This is a genomic window from Siccibacter colletis (genome assembly GCF_025914095.1).
GTDB classification, from domain to species: Bacteria; Pseudomonadota; Gammaproteobacteria; order Enterobacterales; family Enterobacteriaceae; genus Siccibacter; species Siccibacter colletis.
Window position 1 is genome coordinate 3,220,098 of the sequence record NZ_CP074352.1, and the last position, 15,995, is coordinate 3,236,092.

Genomic DNA, 15,995 nt, shown 5'->3' on the forward strand with positions numbered 1-15,995 from the left:
TGCTTTTCATCCCTCCCGCTTGCCCTGTTGTTTTCCTGCTTCCCAGACTTCGTTATCATGCGCCCTGTATCCTTATGAAACGCAATGCGGACGATGCAGCGCGGCTGCGTCACTCTTCCGACCTTCATGAGATGTATTGAAAAGGCGTGCACCTGATGAGAACACTAAACTCACGCCCTCATTGAAATTCAATAACATAGACATCAAACGCTGGAGCACAATGGCTAATCTCGACGCCCACACCCCCATGATGCAGCAGTACCTGAAGCTGAAAGCGGAGCATCCGGAGATCCTGTTGTTCTACCGCATGGGTGACTTCTACGAGCTGTTTTATGACGATGCGAAGCGTGCGTCGCAGCTGCTGGATATCTCCCTGACAAAACGCGGCGCGTCGGCGGGCGAGCCGATCCCGATGGCCGGTGTGCCGCATCACGCGGTGGAGAACTACCTGGCGAAGCTGGTGAACCTCGGTGAGTCGGTGGCCATCTGCGAACAGATTGGCGATCCGGCAACGTCAAAGGGGCCGGTGGAACGCAAAGTGGTGCGTATCGTCACGCCAGGCACCATCAGCGACGAGGCGCTGCTGCAGGAGCGTCAGGACAATCTGTTGGCTGCCATCTGGCAGGATGCGAAAGGCTTTGGCTACGCGACGCTGGATATCAGTTCTGGCCGTTTTCGCCTCAGCGAGCCGCAGGATAAAGAAACCATGGCCGCCGAGCTGCAGCGCACCAACCCTGCCGAGCTGCTTTATGCCGAAGATTTTACTGATATGGCGCTGATCGATGGCCGCCGCGGGCTGCGCCGCCGTCCGCTGTGGGAGTTTGAAATCGACACCGCGCGTCAGCAGCTCAACATGCAGTTCGGCACGCGGGATCTGATCGGCTTCGGCGTCGAAAATGCGCCGCGTGGGCTGTGTGCTGCAGGCTGCCTGCTGCAGTACGTAAAAGATACCCAGCGCACCGCCCTGCCCCATATTCGTTCCATCACTATGGAGCGCCAGCAGGATGGCATCATTATGGATGCCGCCACGCGCCGCAATCTGGAGATCACCCAGAACCTCAGCGGCGGCATTGAAAATACCCTGGCGTCGGTGCTCGACTGCACGGTCACGCCGATGGGCAGCCGGATGCTCAAGCGCTGGCTGCATATGCCGGTGCGCGATCGTGACGTGCTGCGCAAGCGCCAGCAGACCCTGAGCGCGCTGATGGAGCGCACCGCCGAGCTCCAGCCGGTGCTGCGCCAGGTGGGGGATCTGGAACGTATTCTGGCGCGTCTGGCGCTGCGTACTGCCCGCCCGCGCGACCTGGCGCGGATGCGTCACGCGTTCCAGCAGCTACCGGCGCTGCGCGACATGCTGGCCGATGTCGACACCGATTATGTACAGACCCTGCGCGATACCATGGGCGAGTTCACCGACCTGCGCGAGCTGCTGGAACGCGCGGTCATCGAAGCACCGCCGGTACTGGTACGCGATGGCGGTGTAATCGCGCCCGGCTATAACGCCGAGCTGGACGAGTGGCGCGCGCTGGCCGACGGGGCGACCGATTACCTCGACCGGCTGGAGATCCGCGAGCGCGAGAAGCTTGGGCTGGATACCCTGAAGGTCGGGTTTAATGCGGTACACGGGTACTACATTCAGGTCAGCCGCGGACAGAGCCATCTGGTGCCCATCAACTACGTGCGCCGCCAGACGCTGAAGAATGCCGAGCGCTACATCATTCCGGAACTCAAAGAGTACGAAGACAAGGTACTGACTTCGAAAGGCAAAGCGCTGGCGCTGGAGAAGCAGCTCTACGAGGAGCTGTTCGATCTGCTGCTGCCGCACCTCGGCGATCTTCAGCAGAGCGCGGCGGCGCTGGCGGAGCTGGACGTGCTGGTTAACCTTGCCGAGCGTGCTGATGCGCTGAACTATCACTGCCCGACGCTGAGCGATAAACCAGGCATTCGCATTACCGAAGGCCGTCACCCGGTGGTGGAGCAGGTGCTGAACGAGCCGTTTATCGCAAACCCGCTGTCGCTCTCGCCCCAGCGCCGGATGCTGATTATCACCGGCCCGAATATGGGCGGTAAAAGTACCTATATGCGGCAGACCGCGCTTATTGTGCTGATGGCGCACATCGGCAGCTTCGTGCCGGCAACGCAGGCGGAGATTGGTCCGGTGGACCGCATCTTTACCCGCGTCGGTGCGGCGGACGATCTGGCGTCGGGACGCTCAACCTTTATGGTGGAGATGACCGAGACCGCCAACATCCTGCATAACGCCACGGAAAACAGCCTGGTGCTGATGGATGAGATTGGGCGCGGCACCTCGACCTATGATGGCCTGTCGCTGGCCTGGGCCTGCGCCGAGAGTCTGGCGAACCGCATTAAGGCGCTGACGCTGTTTGCGACCCATTACTTCGAGCTGACCACCCTGCCCGAGAAGATGGAAGGCGTGGCGAACGTCCACCTGGACGCTATCGAACATGGCGATACCATCGCCTTTATGCACAGCGTGCAGGATGGCGCGGCGAGCAAAAGTTACGGCCTGGCGGTAGCGGCGCTGGCGGGCGTGCCGAAAGAGGTGATCAAGCGCGCCAGAGCCAAACTGCGCGAGCTGGAGAGCCTGTCGGGCAACGCGGCGGCCACGCAAATCGACGGCACCCAGATGTCGCTGCTGGTTCCGGCGGAGGAGACCTCCCCGGCGCTGGAAGCACTGGAAAATCTCGACCCCGACTCCCTCTCTCCGCGTCAGGCGCTGGAGTGGATCTACCGCCTGAAAAACCTGGTGTAGTTAGCCTGCTCCTTCCTTACCTCAGTAGGGGAGGAGCACCCTCAAACCCGGAAGGCTCCGAGTTCCCACCCAACCCCGTTATCAGCTCCTATACTTAGCACTTCATTCAGAGAAAAAAGGAGCTAAGCATGACCATTCATAAGAAAGGGCAAGCACACTGGGAAGGCGATATCAAACGCGGAAAAGGTACTGTGTCTACCGAGAGCGGCGCCCTGAACCAGCAGCCGTACGGCTTCAACACCCGTTTTGAGGGTGCAGCGGGAACTAACCCGGAAGAGCTGATCGGTGCGGCACATGCGGCCTGCTTCTCTATGGCGCTCTCCCTTATGTTGGGTGATGAAGGGTATACCGCGCAGAGCATTGATACCACGGCGGATGTGTCGCTGGATAAGAAAGACGCTGGCTTTGCGATCACCAAAATCGCCCTGCAGAGCAAGGTACGCGTGCCGGATATCGAAAATGCCGCGTTTGACGCCATCATTCAGAAAGCCAAAGCGGGCTGCCCGGTTTCACAGGTGCTGAACGCCGAGATCACGCTCGACTACACGCTGAATTAAGTTGCAGGCCGGCACGCCGGCCTTATCAGCAAGCAAAAAAAAAGGCCGGTCATTTGACCGGCCTTTTTTATACAACGTCGTATTATTCGCGGAACAGCGCTTCGATGTTCAGGCCCTGCGTCTGCAGAATTTCGCGCAGACGGCGCAGACCTTCTACCTGAATCTGACGCACGCGTTCGCGTGTCAGACCGATTTCACGGCCTACGTCTTCCAGGGTTGCGGCTTCATAACCGAGCAGACCAAAGCGACGTGCCAGCACTTCACGCTGTTTGGCGTTCAGTTCGAACAGCCATTTGACGATGCTTTGCTTCATATCATCGTCCTGCGTGGTGTCTTCTGGACCGTTTTCTTTCTCATCGGCCAGAATGTCCAGCAGCGCTTTCTCAGAGTCACCGCCCAGTGGGGTGTCAACCGAGGTGATACGCTCGTTCAGACGCAGCATACGGCTAACATCGTCAACCGGTTTATCGAGCTGCTCTGCGATCTCTTCCGCGCTTGGCTCATGGTCAAGCTTGTGGGAGAGCTCGCGTGCGGTACGAAGGTACACATTCAGCTCTTTCACGATATGAATCGGCAGGCGAATGGTACGGGTCTGATTCATGATGGCGCGTTCGATGGTCTGACGGATCCACCAGGTTGCGTAGGTTGAGAAACGGAACCCGCGTTCCGGGTCAAACTTCTCAACGGCACGAATCAGGCCGAGGTTACCTTCTTCAATCAGATCCAGCAGTGCCAGACCACGATTGCTGTAACGACGTGCAATTTTCACCACCAGACGCAGGTTACTTTCAATCATGCGACGGCGGGATGCCACATCACCACGCAGCGCGCGGCGTGCGAAGTAAACTTCTTCTTCAGCGGTTAAGAGCGGGGAATAACCGATCTCACCAAGGTACAGCTGAGTGGCATCGAGTACACGTTGTGTAGCGCCCTGTGATAACAGCTCTTCTTCGGCAAGTTCGTTCTCACTGGGTTCCTCTTCTACTAAGGCTTTCTCGTCGAAAACCTCTACTCCGTTCTCATCAAATTCCGCGTCTTCATTTAAATCATGAACTTTCAGCGTATTCTGACTCATAAAGGTGGCTCCTACCCGTGATCCCTGGATACAGCACCTGACGGCGACTCATGCGTCATGTTCGCTGACATGAGTGAGTCCGCACGCGCGGTACTACATCGACTCATCGCTGCGGTAAAAACTGCAGCGGGTTTACGGATTTCCCCTTGTAACGAATTTCAAAATGTAAACGTGTTGAACTGGTTCCGGTGCTACCCATGGTAGCGATTTTCTGCCCCGCCTTAACTTCTTGTTGTTCCCGGACCAGCATTGTGTCGTTATGGGCGTAGGCACTCAGGTAATCATCGTTATGTTTTATGATGATAAGATTACCGTAACCGCGCAGCGCATTTCCTGCGTAAACCACCCGACCATCTGCGGTCGCCGTGATGCTCTGTCCCTTAGAGCCTGCGATATCGATACCTCTGTTCCCACCCTCGGAGGAAGAGAAGTTTTCGATGACTTTGCCATCAGTTGGCCAACGCCACGATGAAACAGGGGCACTGGCTGTCTGACTACTGGCAACGGGTTCGGTAGTGCTAACAACCGGTGCGGTAACAGGTGCTGTGACAATAGTCCCAGCGCTCTTATTACCCGGCAACATCTTATTAGCACTCTGTTCACCTGAATTTTCAGAATACGTAATTGTCGGTTGGGACGCAACCACCCTGGTTGAATTTTGCGCGGGTTTAGTCGCCAGTCCCTGGGCGCTGGCGTCAGCGGCCGAGACGGTATTTCCCGGAGTGATTGGTCGTCCTGAAGCATTTTCAATTTCAAGCGTTTGCCCGACAGTCAGGCTGTACGGGGCCGCAACGCCATTTCGCTGCGCCAGGTCACGGAAATCGTTCCCGGTGATCCAGGCGATATAGAACAGCGTATCGCCGCGTTTGACCGTATAAGTATTTCCACCGGTATAACTACCTTTAGGAATATTCCCATACTGACGATTGTAAATTATACGCCCATTTTGGGTTTGTACAGGTTCACTGACCGTGTTTTGCACCGGAGCAGGCTGCGAAACGGGAGCAGAAATGACCGGTTGCGCGGACTGAATCTGCGGTGTGGGTGCAGGCGATACCGTGCCCATTTTAGGCGGTTGCGTGACCAGCATGCCGCCGGAATTTTCCGTTCCGGCATTGCCGCCCACCGAACTGATTGGAGCTTGCGAGGTGTTATTGTTGCTGCAGCTTGCGACTGCCAGCGCGATAAGCGACAGTGTGACTGCCCGGCGTGCTGTGTGAAGTGGGCTTCCCGTGCTCATTATTCCCCCGATAAAAAAGTAACTAGCGTGACGTAAAATCCCGCGGACGGGTGCGTTAACGCTGGCGTAGTGCGCTCACTTTACGCATAACTTACCGCCAGGCAACAGGAAAAACTCCTGGTTCAGGCCAGCTCGCCCTTCACCAGCGGTACAAAACGCACCGGTTCCACGGTGTCAATGACATAATCGCCGCCGCGACGACGCACGCGCTTCAGCACCTGCTGCTCGTCACCCACCGGCAAGACCATCACACCGCCATCGTCGAGCTGCGACAGCAGCGCAGCCGGGATCTCTGCCGGTGCGGCGGTAACAATAATAGCGTCAAACGGCGCGCGCGCTTGCCAGCCTTGCCAGCCATCGCCGTGGCGGGTTGAAATATTGTGCAGATCGAGCTGCTTCAGGCGACGTCGCGCCTGCCACTGCAGCCCTTTGATACGTTCAACGGAACAGACATGGTGCACCAGATGCGCGAGAATGGCGGTCTGGTAACCGGAACCGGTGCCGATCTCCAGCACCCGGGACTCCGGCGTCAGCGTCAGCAGCTCGGTCATGCGTGCGACCATATAGGGCTGAGAAATGGTTTGCCCGGAACCGATAGGCAGCGCGACGTTTTCCCAGGCTTTGTGCTCAAGCGCTTCGTCGATAAACTTTTCGCGCGGCACGCAGGCAATGGCCTCAAGCACCTGCTCGTCTTTAATGCCCTGAGAACGCAGCTGTGCCAGCAGGGTTTGTATGCGCGCGCTTACCATTGTTCATTTACTCCGGCGCGCTCCAGCCATCCTGACACAACCTCCTGCGCGCTGTAGGCCGTCAGATCCACATGCAGCGGCGTCACCGACACATAGCCTTCATCCACGGCGGCAAAATCGGTGTCCGGCCCGGCATCGCACTTCTCGCCCGGCGGGCCTATCCAGTAGAGAGTATTCCCGCGCGGATCTTCCTGGGGAATCACCTGATCGGCCGGATGGCGGCTGCCGCAGCGGGTAACGCGGATGCCTTTGATTTCGCTCAGCGGCAGATCGGGCACGTTGATGTTGAGAATGCGTCCGGTGCGCAGCGGTTCCCGCGCCAGGCCGCGCAGGATGATGCAGGTGACGGCTGCGGCGGTATCGTAGTGCTGGTGGCCGTTGAGTGACACGGCGAGGGCCGGAAAGCCGAGATGACGGCCTTCCATCGCGGCCGCCACCGTACCGGAGTAGATGACGTCATCGCCGAGGTTTGGCCCGGCGTTGATGCCTGACACCACCACATCCGGACGCGGACGCATCAGGGCGTTAACCCCGAGGAACACGCAGTCGGTCGGCGTGCCCATCTGCACCGCGATATCGCCGTTGGGAAAGTTGACGGTACGAAGCGAGGATTCCAGCGTCAGCGAGTTGGACGCGCCGCTGCGGTTGCGATCGGGCGCAACCACCTGCACCTCGGCAAATTCCCGCAGGGCGTTCGCCAGGGTCTGAATGCCTGGCGCATGGATACCATCGTCGTTACTCAGCAATATTCGCATAGTCACCTGACGTGTTCATCAGTTCCCGTACCACACTGGTGGCGAAGCTGCCGGCGGGCAGCCAGAAGCGCAGCTCGACGGTAACGTCGTCCCACCAGTCCCAGCAAAGTTCATGAGGATAGAGCAGCATTGCGCGGCGCGCGGCCTCTACTTTCTCACGCTCCAGCAAATGTTGTAAATCCACGCATTCAGCAAGGGCTTGCTGTTCAAACGCCAGCGCATCGCGCTGGGTACCCCAGTCGCCGCTGCCCGGCAGCGCTGCGGTTATCATCAGCGCGTGGCTGTTGACGCGCGCCTGTACATCGGCCATCTCGTCCGGCGTGGCAACGAACCAGCTACCGCGCCCGGCTAATTGTAGCGCATCGCCGTCAACAACTTGATTAACGTCCATTTTTTTCAGACGTTCGCTGACCAGCTGGTTAAAAAGCGCACTGCGTGCGGCAGAGAGCCAGAAGCTACGCTTGTTGCGATCGCGCACCGGGCCAGGATTTTGCGCCCAGCGCAGCGCGCCCTGCAGGTTGCTGCCGCCAATGCCAAAACGCTGGATGCCGAAATAGTTCGGTACGCCCTCGGTGGCGATGCGCTCCAGCCGGGCCTGCATCTCATCGCGCCGGGTGACGTCGCGCAGCACCAGCCGGAACGCGTTGCCGCGCAGCGCCCCGAGCCGCAGCTTGCGCTTGTGGCGGGCGTACTCCAGCACCTGGCACCCTTCAAGGGTGAAGGCCGACATATCCGGCATCTCTTTCCCCGGCAGGCGTACGCAGAACCACTGTTCGGTCACCGCGTGTTTGTCTTTCTGCCCGGCGAAGCTCACCTCTTTAGCGTGTACGCGCAGGAATTTCGCCAGCGCGTCAGCAACGAACCGCGTGTTGCAGCCCTCTTTGCGAATGCGCACCAGCAGCTGCTCGCCCTCGCCGTCCGGCGCGAAGCCAAGATCTTCCTGCACCACGAAATCTTCCGGGTTGGCTTTCAGCGTGCCGCTGCCCTGCGGGGCGCCGTGCAGGTACGTCAGGTTGTGCACATCGATCATTGGCGCGCCTTCACCAGCAGCGCCACCGCTTCACAGGCAATACCTTCGCCACGCCCGACAAAGCCGAGCTTTTCGGTGGTGGTGGCTTTCACGTTGACGTCATCCATATGGCAGCCGAGATCTTCGGCGATAAACACGCGCATCTGCGGGATATGCGGCAGCATCTTCGGCGCCTGGGCGATGATGGTCACGTCAACGTTGCCGAGGGTATAACCCTTCGCCTGAATACGGCGCCAGGCCTCGCGCAGCAACTCGCGGCTGTCAGCGCCTTTAAACGCCGGGTCGGTGTCCGGGAACAGCTTGCCAATATCGCCCAGCGCCGCCGCGCCGAGTAGCGCATCGGTAAGGGCATGCAGCGCGACATCACCGTCGGAGTGGGCCAGCAACCCCTGCTCATAAGGGATTCGGACACCGCCGATGATAATCGGGCCTTCGCCGCCAAAGGCGTGTACGTCGAAACCATGTCCAATACGCATTATGCATTCTCCTGGAGGGTTAACCGGGTAAGGTAAAATTCCGCAAGCGCCAGGTCTTCCGGACGGGTCACTTTAATATTGTCTGCGCGACCGTGGATAAGTTCAGGGTGATAACCGCAATACTCCAGCGCCGACGCCTCGTCGGTGATGTTTGCCCCCTCATTCAGGGCGCGGGTGAGGCAGTCGTGGAGCAGCTCGCGGGGGAAAAGCTGTGGGGTAAGCGCGTGCCAGAGATCAACGCGATCCACCGTGTGGGCGATGGCCGGTTGGCCCGGTTCGCCGCGTTTCATGGTGTCGCGCACCGGTGCGGCAAGGATGCCGCCGATGGTGCTGCGCGCAGTCAGCGCCAGCAGCTTTTCAAGACAGTCGGGATGCAGACAGGGGCGCGCCGCATCGTGCACCAGCACCCAGGGCGCATCGCCTGCCTGACGCAGCCCGGCCAGCACGGAATCGGCGCGCTCGCCGCCACCCTGCACCACCACCACGCGGGGATCGGTCGCCAGCGGCAGGCGGTGGAACCAGATATCATCGGCGCTGATGGCAACGATCGCTTTCACAATGCGGGGATGGCGAAGCAGCCCTGCCACTGCGTGTTCGAGAAGGGTTTTATCGCCGATAGAGAGATATTGCTTGGGGTGTTCCGCTTGCATCCGGCTGCCAATGCCAGCAGCCGGCACAACGGCAACGACATTCGGTGAGACGACCATGTAGTAACCTGAGTCTGGTTAGGGATTGTTTTGTCCTGACCCCCAGTTGCGCTTAGACGCTTCCGGAACCAGGCGGTAGAAGGTTTCCCCTGGCTTGGTCATGCTCAATTCATTGCGTGCGCGCTCCTCAATCGCCTCCTGGCCACCATTGAGATCGTCAATTTCAGCAAAGAGTTGATCGTTTCGCGCTTTGAGTTTGGCGTTAGTCGCCTGCTGTGCCGCCACATCTTCACTGACGCGGCTGAAATCATGTATGCCGTTTTTGCCGAACCACAGCGAATACTGTAGCCAGACCAGTAAAGCCAGCAATAGCAGCGTTAGTTTGCCCATTCCGCCCCCTGAAAAACGGCAACATCATCCCATAACTTGCCGCAACACTCTACCCTCGCGGCCACGCATGGCCTGTAATCCGGGGTCACCTGAATGCGGCAGAATGTAGCACACAATTCCGGGCGCTGTCGTGGTTACGAAGCGCTACATACCTGCATAACGTCTGTTACGGTTTGAAGCATGTGGCGGGCTAGCCCATCAGCCATAAGAATAACGCACCGAATAGTATCGCAACGGTAATAATCGTCGCGATGATGCTGAGCAGCAGTCGACCATTGAGCAGAGAGTGCAGCGCGACCCCAACCACCACCGAGACCGGCAGCAGCGCCAGAAAGAAGGGCCAGGTGTAGAGCAGGAAGAACAGCGTGTTGGAGCCGTAGATAAGGAACGGGATGCCGAGCGCCAGCAGCCAGGAGAGCAGACCCAGGATAGCGCCAGGCACTGACCAGGTTGTCTCCTCGATGTCACGCTTATCCGGTGATTCAGCCTGTGAATAAATCATATGGGTGCTGTCGCGCATAGGTAATCCTGTAACTGGCCTGCCGGGATAAAAGGCATCCCGGCAGTGCCTCAGGATTTGATGATATAGCCCTGCCGCAGCAGGTCTAACAATTGCGCAATCAATTTTGTTACTAATTGTTGGCCGTCGAGGTGAATTTCCGGCTGTTCCGGCGCTTCATAAACCGCATCAATGCCGGTGAAATTGCGCAGCTCGCCAGCGCGGGCTTTTTTATACAACCCCTTGGGATCGCGCGCCTCGCATACCGCCAGCGGCGTATCGACAAATACCTCGATAAACCGCCCCTCCCCGACCCGCTCGCGCACCATCTGCCGTTCGGCGCGATGCGGGGAAATGAAGGCAGAGAGCACGACCAGCCCGGCGTCGGCCATCAGATTCGCCACTTCACCGACGCGGCGGATGTTCTCTTTGCGATCGTCATCGCTAAAGCCAAGATCGCTGCACAACCCGTGGCGCACGTTGTCGCCGTCAAGCAGATAGGTGCTGATGCCGAGCTGGTGCAGGGCTTCCTCCAGCGCTCCGGCAACGGTGGATTTCCCCGAGCCGGACAGCCCGGTAAACCACAGCACCACGCCCTTGTGGCCGTGAAGCTGCTCGCGCTGCTCAACGGTCACGGGATGTGGATGCCAGACAACGTTTTCGTCATGCTGCGCCATTATTTGCCTCCCACCAGATCGCGCAGGTCGCGCGCCTCCCAGTGTGGGAAGTGGCGGCGGATCAGGGCGTTCAGCTCCAGCTCAAAGGCGCTGAAGTCCGACTGCGCGCTGCGTGCTCCGGTCAGGGGTTCAGAAACCATCCCGGCGCCCACGGTGACATTGCTCAGGCGATCGATAAAAATCAGCCCGCCGGTCACCGGGTTTTGCTGGTACTTGTCAAGATTCAGCGGCTCATCGAACGTCAGCTCAATCTGTCCGATACCGTTCAGCGGCAGATGCTCAACGCTGTGGCGGGTCAGATTGTTGATGTCCACCTGGTGGTGAACCGCATCCACCCGGGCGCGGGTTTTCTTGCCTGCGATTTTAACGTCGTAGCTCTGGCCTGCGCTCAGCGGCTGCTCCGCCATCCACACTACGTCCACCAGCGCGCTCTGCACCGCGGCGACGTCATCGGCGGCATCGACAATGGTATCGCCACGGCTGATGTCGATCTCGTCATTCAGCACCAGGGTAATCGCCTCGCCCGCCGCGGCTTCCGGCAGGTCACCGTCAAAGGTCACGATGCGCGCCACGGTGGACTCCACGCCGGACGGCAGCACTTTCACGCGCTGACCCGCTTTGATATGGCCGGAAGCGAGCGTACCGGCATAACCGCGAAAATCGAGGTTCGGACGGTTAACGTACTGCACCGGGAAACGCAGCGGCTGCGCTTCCACCGGACGGGCGATTTCGACGGTTTCCAGCACTTCCAGCAGCGTCGGGCCGCTGTACCACGGCATCGTCGTGCTGTTACTGGCAACGTTGTCGCCCTCCAGCGCCGAGAGCGGCACGAAGCGAATATCCAGATCGCCCGGCAGTTCGGCGGCGAAGGTCAGGTAATCCTGCTTGATCTGCTCGAAGGTCTGCTGGCTGTACGCCACCAGATCCATTTTGTTTATCGCCACTACCAGGTGGCGAATACCCAGCAGGGTCGAAATAAAGCTGTGACGACGGGTCTGATCCAGCACGCCTTTGCGGGCATCAATTAGCAGGATCGCGAGGTCGCAGGTTGACGCCCCGGTCGCCATATTGCGGGTGTACTGCTCATGCCCCGGCGTATCAGCGATGATAAATTTACGCTTCTCGGTGGAGAAGTAGCGATAAGCCACGTCGATGGTGATGCCCTGCTCGCGCTCCGCCTGCAGGCCATCCACCAGCAGCGCGAGGTCAAGCTTCTCGCCCTGGGTGCCGTGACGCTTGCTGTCGTTGTGCAGCGACGAGAGCTGGTCTTCATAGATCTGGCGGGTGTCATGCAGCAGGCGGCCAATCAGGGTGCTTTTCCCGTCATCCACGCTGCCGCAGGTCAGAAAGCGCAGCAGGCTTTTGTGCTGCTGGGCGTGCAGGTACGCTTCGACGCCGCCTTCCTGAGCAATTTGTTGTGCGATAGTGGTGTTCATGACGGCTCCTTAGAAATAACCCTGACGTTTCTTCAGCTCCATAGAGCCTGACTGGTCGCGGTCAATGACGCGGCCCTGACGCTCGCTGGTGGTGGAGACCAGCATCTCTTCGATGATCTCCGGCAGCGTCTGCGCAGTGGATTCCACCGCACCGGTAAGCGGCCAGCAGCCGAGGGTACGGAAGCGCACCATACGCTGCTTAATCTCTTCGCCCGGCTGCAGGTCAATGCGATCGTCGTCGATCATCATCAGCATGCCGTCGCGCTCCAGCACCGGGCGCTCAGCCGCCAGGTAGAGCGGAACGATTTCGATATTTTCCAGATAGATGTACTGCCAGATATCCAGCTCGGTCCAGTTGGAGAGCGGGAAGACGCGAATGCTTTCGCCTTTGTTGATCTGGCCGTTATAGTTGTGCCACAGCTCCGGGCGCTGGTTTTTCGGGTCCCAGCGGTGGAAACGGTCGCGGAAGGAGTAGATACGCTCTTTGGCGCGGGACTTCTCTTCGTCGCGGCGCGCACCGCCGAAGGCGGCATCGAAACCGTACTTGTCCAGCGCTTGCTTCAGCCCTTCGGTTTTCATGATGTCGGTGTGCTTGGCGCTGCCGTGCACGAACGGGTTAATGCCCATCGCCACCCCTTCCGGGTTTTTATGCACCAGCAGCTCGCAGCCGTAGGCTTTGGCCGTGCGGTCGCGGAATTCATACATTTCGCGGAATTTCCAGCCGGTATCGACGTGCAGCAGCGGGAACGGCAGGGTTCCCGGATAGAACGCTTTACGCGCCAGGTGCAGCATTACCGACGAATCTTTGCCGATGGAGTACATCATCACCGGATTTGCGAATTCGGCCGCCACTTCACGGATGATATGGATGCTTTCCGCCTCCAGTTGTCGCAAATGGGTGAGTCGTTTCTGGTCCATATCCTTTCCTTTCCGGCCCGGTCACACCAGGCATTAACGTTACAATCAGGGTGGTCCGACGCTAGGCCAGATCCACCACGGCGGGGCGATACCCCTCCGCCTGTCGATGGGGTTGATACCAGGCAAGCTGCGTGTGTAGCGCGACCACTTCGCCAATCACCAGCAGGGCTGGCATCGGAGCCTGGGTTGCCAGGCGTTCAAGCTCCTCAAGCGTGCCGGTGAGCACCTGCTGATCCTCGCGGGTACCGCGGCTGATCACCGCCACCGGCGTTGCCGCGTCGCGGCCGTGCGCGATGAGCTGCTGGCTGATTTCCGCCGCTTTCATGGTGCCCATGTAGATGGCGAGGGTCTGATGGCTGCGCGCCAGCTGCGCCCAGTCAAACGGTGCGCTGTCGGCTTTGTAGTGCCCGGTCACAAAGGTGACGCTCTGGGCGTAGTCGCGGTGGGTCAGCGGAATACCGGCATAGGCCGTGGCTCCTGCCGCTGCCGTGACGCCAGGCACCACCTGGAAGGGGATGCCTGCCTGGGCGGCGGCTTCCAGCTCCTCGCCGCCGCGCCCGAAGATAAACGAATCGCCGCCTTTCAGGCGCACCACGGTTTTGCCTTCCCGCGCCAGATCCACCAGCATCTGGTTGGTTTCATGCTGCGGTACGCCGTGCTCGCCGGCGCGCTTGCCGACGCAGATGCACTCTGCATCGCGGCGCACCAGATCACGCACGGCATCGCTCACCAGATGGTCATAGAGCACCACGTCCGCCTGCTGGAGCACCTGCAGCCCGCGCAGGGTCAGCAGCCCCGCATCGCCAGGCCCGGCGCCGACCAGAATAATTTCGCCCTGCTGCGCATCCGGCTGCGCCAGCTCTGCTGCCAGCGCGTCCTGGGCCGCCTGCTCGTTGCCGGTCGCCATCAGGCTGGCGAAGCGGCCGCGAAACGCGCGATCCCAGAAGCGACGGCGTGCATCAGTGGTCGGCAGTGCCTGCTTCAACTGCTCGCGGAACTGCCCGGCGACCTCAGCCATACGGCCCAGGCTGACGGGCAGCAGCGCTTCAATTTTTTCCCGCAGCAGGCGCGCCAGCACCGGTGCGTTGCCCCCGGAGGAGATCGCCACCACCAGCGGCGAGCGATCGACAATCGACGGGAAGATAAAGGAGCACAGCGGCTGGTCATCCACCACGTTCACCAGACGCTGACGGGCGTTGGCCTCGTCGAACACCTGTCGGTTAAGCGCCCGGTCATTGGTGGCTGCAATAACCAGGAAAACCGCGTCAAGCTGCGAAGGGGTAAACTGTTGCGCCAGCCAGTGGATCTGCTGCTGGTCGGCCAGCTGCTGCAGCGGCGCGCTGAGCCGGGTAGCCACGACCTGTACGTCAGCCCCCGCGCGTCGCAGCAGGATAATTTTGCGTTCGGCAATCTCGCCACCGCCGACAACCAGCACCGGGCGGCCTTTCAGCGAGGCGAATAAGGGGAGATAGTCCACAGCGACACAACTCATTAACAGTAAGGGCCAGAGGTGACTATAGGGGTGGGGTGTCAGCGAATGAAATTACGAATTGGAATGAGTAGTTCCACAAAAGAATAAACGCTGGCAAAAGCTCATGACAAAAAGTGCTAACGCGCCGTGAAAAGCGGGCCGATATCACAATAAACATGGGCAAGGCGTTTTCGAATTACTTACAATTTGAAGAAGTTTCATCTTCCCCCCTCTCTTTCAAAGGACGAATTATGTTTTCCGCGTTGCGCCGTGCGGCGTTGGTCGCTGCCCTCGGCGTGTGCTTCTCTTCCCAGACCTGGGCCGCGCCATCGACGCCCAAACCCGGCGCTGTGGCGTCACAGCATGCCCGGTATCTGGCTACCGTCTTTCCCGGCAGGATGACCGGCTCCCCGGCAGAGATGCTGGCCGCTGATTACGTGAATCAGCAGTTTTCCCGTATGGGTTACCAGAGCGATATTCGTGAGCTGGATATCCACTACCCGTACCGCCATGCCGCGCGCCAGGTTGACTGGCAGCATGTCAAAGGCCATATGGTGATTGCTGGTAAGAAAGCCGCATCGCCGTACCAGATCATTGTGATGGCGCACCTTGATACCTTCGCGCCGCAAAATGACAGCGACACCCGTAACAATCTCGGCGGGCTGACCTATCAGGGGCTGGATGACAACGCGGCGGGCGTGGGAGTGATGCTGGAACTGGCCGAGCGCCTGCGCGATGTGCCCACCGATTACACGGTGCGCTTTATCGCCTCCAGCGGCGAAGAGGAAGGCCGCTTCGGCTCGATTAACTACGTGGAAAAGATGAGTGCACGTGACCGGGTCAACACGCTGCTGGTGATCAATCTCGATAACCTGATTGTCGGCGACAAGCTCTACTTCAACAGCGGGAAATCGACGCCTGCTGCGGTGGTGAAGCTGACCCGCGACCGCGCGCTGGCTATCGCCGCCCACAAAGGCATTCGCGCGGCCACCAGTCCGGGGCTGAATGCAAAATACCCGAAAGGCACCGGCTGCTGTAACGATGCCGAGTCCTTTGACCAGTACGGCGTACCGGTTCTGACCGTTGAGGCCACTAACTGGTCGCTCGGCAAGCACGATGGTTATCAGCAGGTTGCGCGAAGCAAAGCCTTCCCGGACGGCAACGCGTGGCATAATCCGAAGCTGGATAATATTGCCCATATCGACAGCGCCCTGCCAGGGCGGGTAGAGAAGCGCAGCCGCGATGTGGTAAACGTGCTGTTGCCGCTGATTACCGAGCTGGCGCAGAGCAAGCGGCAGTAAA

16 protein-coding genes are annotated in these 15,995 nt (G+C 59.6%); 3 read left to right on the forward strand and 13 right to left on the reverse strand.

The window, feature by feature from the left end:
* Positions 1-220: 220 nt before the first annotated feature.
* Positions 221-2,773, forward strand: coding sequence for a DNA mismatch repair protein MutS (gene mutS, locus KFZ77_RS15520; RefSeq protein ID WP_264384706.1), 2,553 nt, complete (start codon positions 221-223; stop codon positions 2,771-2,773).
* A 128-nt stretch (positions 2,774-2,901) separates the two neighbouring features.
* Positions 2,902-3,330 (forward strand): OsmC family protein, encoded by a 429-nt coding sequence (locus tag KFZ77_RS15525; protein WP_264384707.1) that lies wholly within the window; start codon positions 2,902-2,904, stop codon positions 3,328-3,330.
* Between the two features lie 82 nt (positions 3,331-3,412).
* Here the strand turns inward: KFZ77_RS15525 and rpoS are convergent, their stop codons facing one another.
* The 13 genes from rpoS to cysG form a co-directional block, all read right to left on the reverse strand.
* Complete coding sequence (gene rpoS / locus KFZ77_RS15530) at positions 3,413-4,405, reverse strand: RNA polymerase sigma factor RpoS (RefSeq protein ID WP_031522898.1); 993 nt, start codon at positions 4,403-4,405, stop codon at positions 3,413-3,415.
* A gap of 103 nt (positions 4,406-4,508) precedes the next feature.
* Complete coding sequence (nlpD, locus tag KFZ77_RS15535) at positions 4,509-5,645, reverse strand: murein hydrolase activator NlpD (RefSeq protein ID WP_264384708.1); 1,137 nt, start codon at positions 5,643-5,645, stop codon at positions 4,509-4,511.
* Positions 5,646-5,767: 122 nt separating this feature from the next.
* Entirely contained in the window at positions 5,768-6,394 is a 627-nt protein-coding gene (locus KFZ77_RS15540) for a protein-L-isoaspartate(D-aspartate) O-methyltransferase (RefSeq protein WP_264384709.1), read from the reverse strand.
* Positions 6,388-7,149 (reverse strand): 5'/3'-nucleotidase SurE, encoded by a 762-nt coding sequence (gene surE / locus KFZ77_RS15545; protein WP_264384710.1) that lies wholly within the window; start codon positions 7,147-7,149, stop codon positions 6,388-6,390. The genes KFZ77_RS15540 and surE overlap by 7 nt, the downstream gene beginning before the upstream one ends.
* Positions 7,130-8,179 (reverse strand): tRNA pseudouridine(13) synthase TruD, encoded by a 1,050-nt coding sequence (gene truD, locus KFZ77_RS15550; protein WP_264384711.1) that lies wholly within the window; start codon positions 8,177-8,179, stop codon positions 7,130-7,132. Before truD ends, surE begins: the two co-directional genes overlap by 20 nt.
* Entirely contained in the window at positions 8,176-8,655 is a 480-nt protein-coding gene (ispF, locus tag KFZ77_RS15555; RefSeq protein ID WP_031522889.1) for a 2-C-methyl-D-erythritol 2,4-cyclodiphosphate synthase, read from the reverse strand. Before ispF ends, truD begins: the two co-directional genes overlap by 4 nt.
* Positions 8,655-9,362, reverse strand: a complete 708-nt coding sequence (ispD, locus tag KFZ77_RS15560) for a 2-C-methyl-D-erythritol 4-phosphate cytidylyltransferase (RefSeq protein ID WP_264384712.1) — start codon at positions 9,360-9,362, stop codon at positions 8,655-8,657. The genes ispF and ispD overlap by 1 nt, the downstream gene beginning before the upstream one ends.
* A gap of 18 nt (positions 9,363-9,380) precedes the next feature.
* A complete protein-coding gene (gene ftsB / locus KFZ77_RS15565) occupies positions 9,381-9,692 on the reverse strand; it encodes a cell division protein FtsB (protein ID WP_024547983.1) in 312 nt (103 codons plus the stop codon).
* Between the two features lie 190 nt (positions 9,693-9,882).
* Entirely contained in the window at positions 9,883-10,212 is a 330-nt protein-coding gene (locus tag KFZ77_RS15570) for a DUF3561 family protein (protein ID WP_264384713.1), read from the reverse strand.
* Between the two features lie 50 nt (positions 10,213-10,262).
* Positions 10,263-10,868: an adenylyl-sulfate kinase gene (gene cysC, locus KFZ77_RS15575; RefSeq protein WP_264384714.1), complete on the reverse strand. Its 606-nt coding sequence runs from the start codon at positions 10,866-10,868 to the stop codon at positions 10,263-10,265.
* Positions 10,868-12,304 carry a sulfate adenylyltransferase subunit CysN gene (gene cysN / locus KFZ77_RS15580; RefSeq protein ID WP_264384715.1) on the reverse strand — a complete coding sequence of 479 codons (1,437 nt, stop codon included), beginning with the start codon at positions 12,302-12,304 and terminating at the stop codon, positions 10,868-10,870. The genes cysC and cysN overlap by 1 nt, the downstream gene beginning before the upstream one ends.
* 9 nt (positions 12,305-12,313) lie before the next feature.
* A complete protein-coding gene (gene cysD / locus KFZ77_RS15585; protein WP_031522878.1) occupies positions 12,314-13,222 on the reverse strand; it encodes a sulfate adenylyltransferase subunit CysD in 909 nt (302 codons plus the stop codon).
* A 61-nt stretch (positions 13,223-13,283) separates the two neighbouring features.
* Positions 13,284-14,699 carry a siroheme synthase CysG gene (cysG, locus tag KFZ77_RS15590; RefSeq protein WP_264384716.1) on the reverse strand — a complete coding sequence of 472 codons (1,416 nt, stop codon included), beginning with the start codon at positions 14,697-14,699 and terminating at the stop codon, positions 13,284-13,286.
* Positions 14,700-14,944: 245 nt separating this feature from the next.
* Here cysG and KFZ77_RS15595 point away from each other — a divergent pair, with 245 nt between their 5' ends.
* Complete coding sequence (locus KFZ77_RS15595; protein WP_264384717.1) at positions 14,945-15,994, forward strand: aminopeptidase; 1,050 nt, start codon at positions 14,945-14,947, stop codon at positions 15,992-15,994.
* Position 15,995 lies beyond the last annotated feature (1 nt).

Excerpts from the sequence above, each read along its gene's own strand:
- mutS (WP_264384706.1), top strand. The coding sequence starts at position 221 with ATGGCTAATCTCGACGCCCACACCCCCATGATGCAGCAGTACCTGAAG.
- KFZ77_RS15525 (WP_264384707.1), top strand. The coding sequence starts at position 2,902 with ATGACCATTCATAAGAAAGGGCAAGCACACTGGGAAGGCGATATCAAA.
- rpoS (WP_031522898.1), bottom strand. The coding sequence starts at position 4,405 with ATGAGTCAGAATACGCTGAAAGTTCATGATTTAAATGAAGACGCGGAA.
- nlpD (WP_264384708.1), bottom strand. The coding sequence starts at position 5,645 with ATGAGCACGGGAAGCCCACTTCACACAGCACGCCGGGCAGTCACACTG.
- KFZ77_RS15540 (WP_264384709.1), bottom strand. The coding sequence starts at position 6,394 with ATGGTAAGCGCGCGCATACAAACCCTGCTGGCACAGCTGCGTTCTCAG.
- surE (WP_264384710.1), bottom strand. The coding sequence starts at position 7,149 with ATGCGAATATTGCTGAGTAACGACGATGGTATCCATGCGCCAGGCATT.
- truD (WP_264384711.1), bottom strand. The coding sequence starts at position 8,179 with ATGATCGATGTGCACAACCTGACGTACCTGCACGGCGCCCCGCAGGGC.
- ispF (WP_031522889.1), bottom strand. The coding sequence starts at position 8,655 with ATGCGTATTGGACATGGTTTCGACGTACACGCCTTTGGCGGCGAAGGC.
- ispD (WP_264384712.1), bottom strand. The coding sequence starts at position 9,362 with ATGGTCGTCTCACCGAATGTCGTTGCCGTTGTGCCGGCTGCTGGCATT.
- ftsB (WP_024547983.1), bottom strand. The coding sequence starts at position 9,692 with ATGGGCAAACTAACGCTGCTATTGCTGGCTTTACTGGTCTGGCTACAG.
- KFZ77_RS15570 (WP_264384713.1), bottom strand. The coding sequence starts at position 10,212 with ATGCGCGACAGCACCCATATGATTTATTCACAGGCTGAATCACCGGAT.
- cysC (WP_264384714.1), bottom strand. The coding sequence starts at position 10,868 with ATGGCGCAGCATGACGAAAACGTTGTCTGGCATCCACATCCCGTGACC.
- cysN (WP_264384715.1), bottom strand. The coding sequence starts at position 12,304 with ATGAACACCACTATCGCACAACAAATTGCTCAGGAAGGCGGCGTCGAA.
- cysD (WP_031522878.1), bottom strand. The coding sequence starts at position 13,222 with ATGGACCAGAAACGACTCACCCATTTGCGACAACTGGAGGCGGAAAGC.
- KFZ77_RS15595 (WP_264384717.1), top strand. The coding sequence starts at position 14,945 with ATGTTTTCCGCGTTGCGCCGTGCGGCGTTGGTCGCTGCCCTCGGCGTG.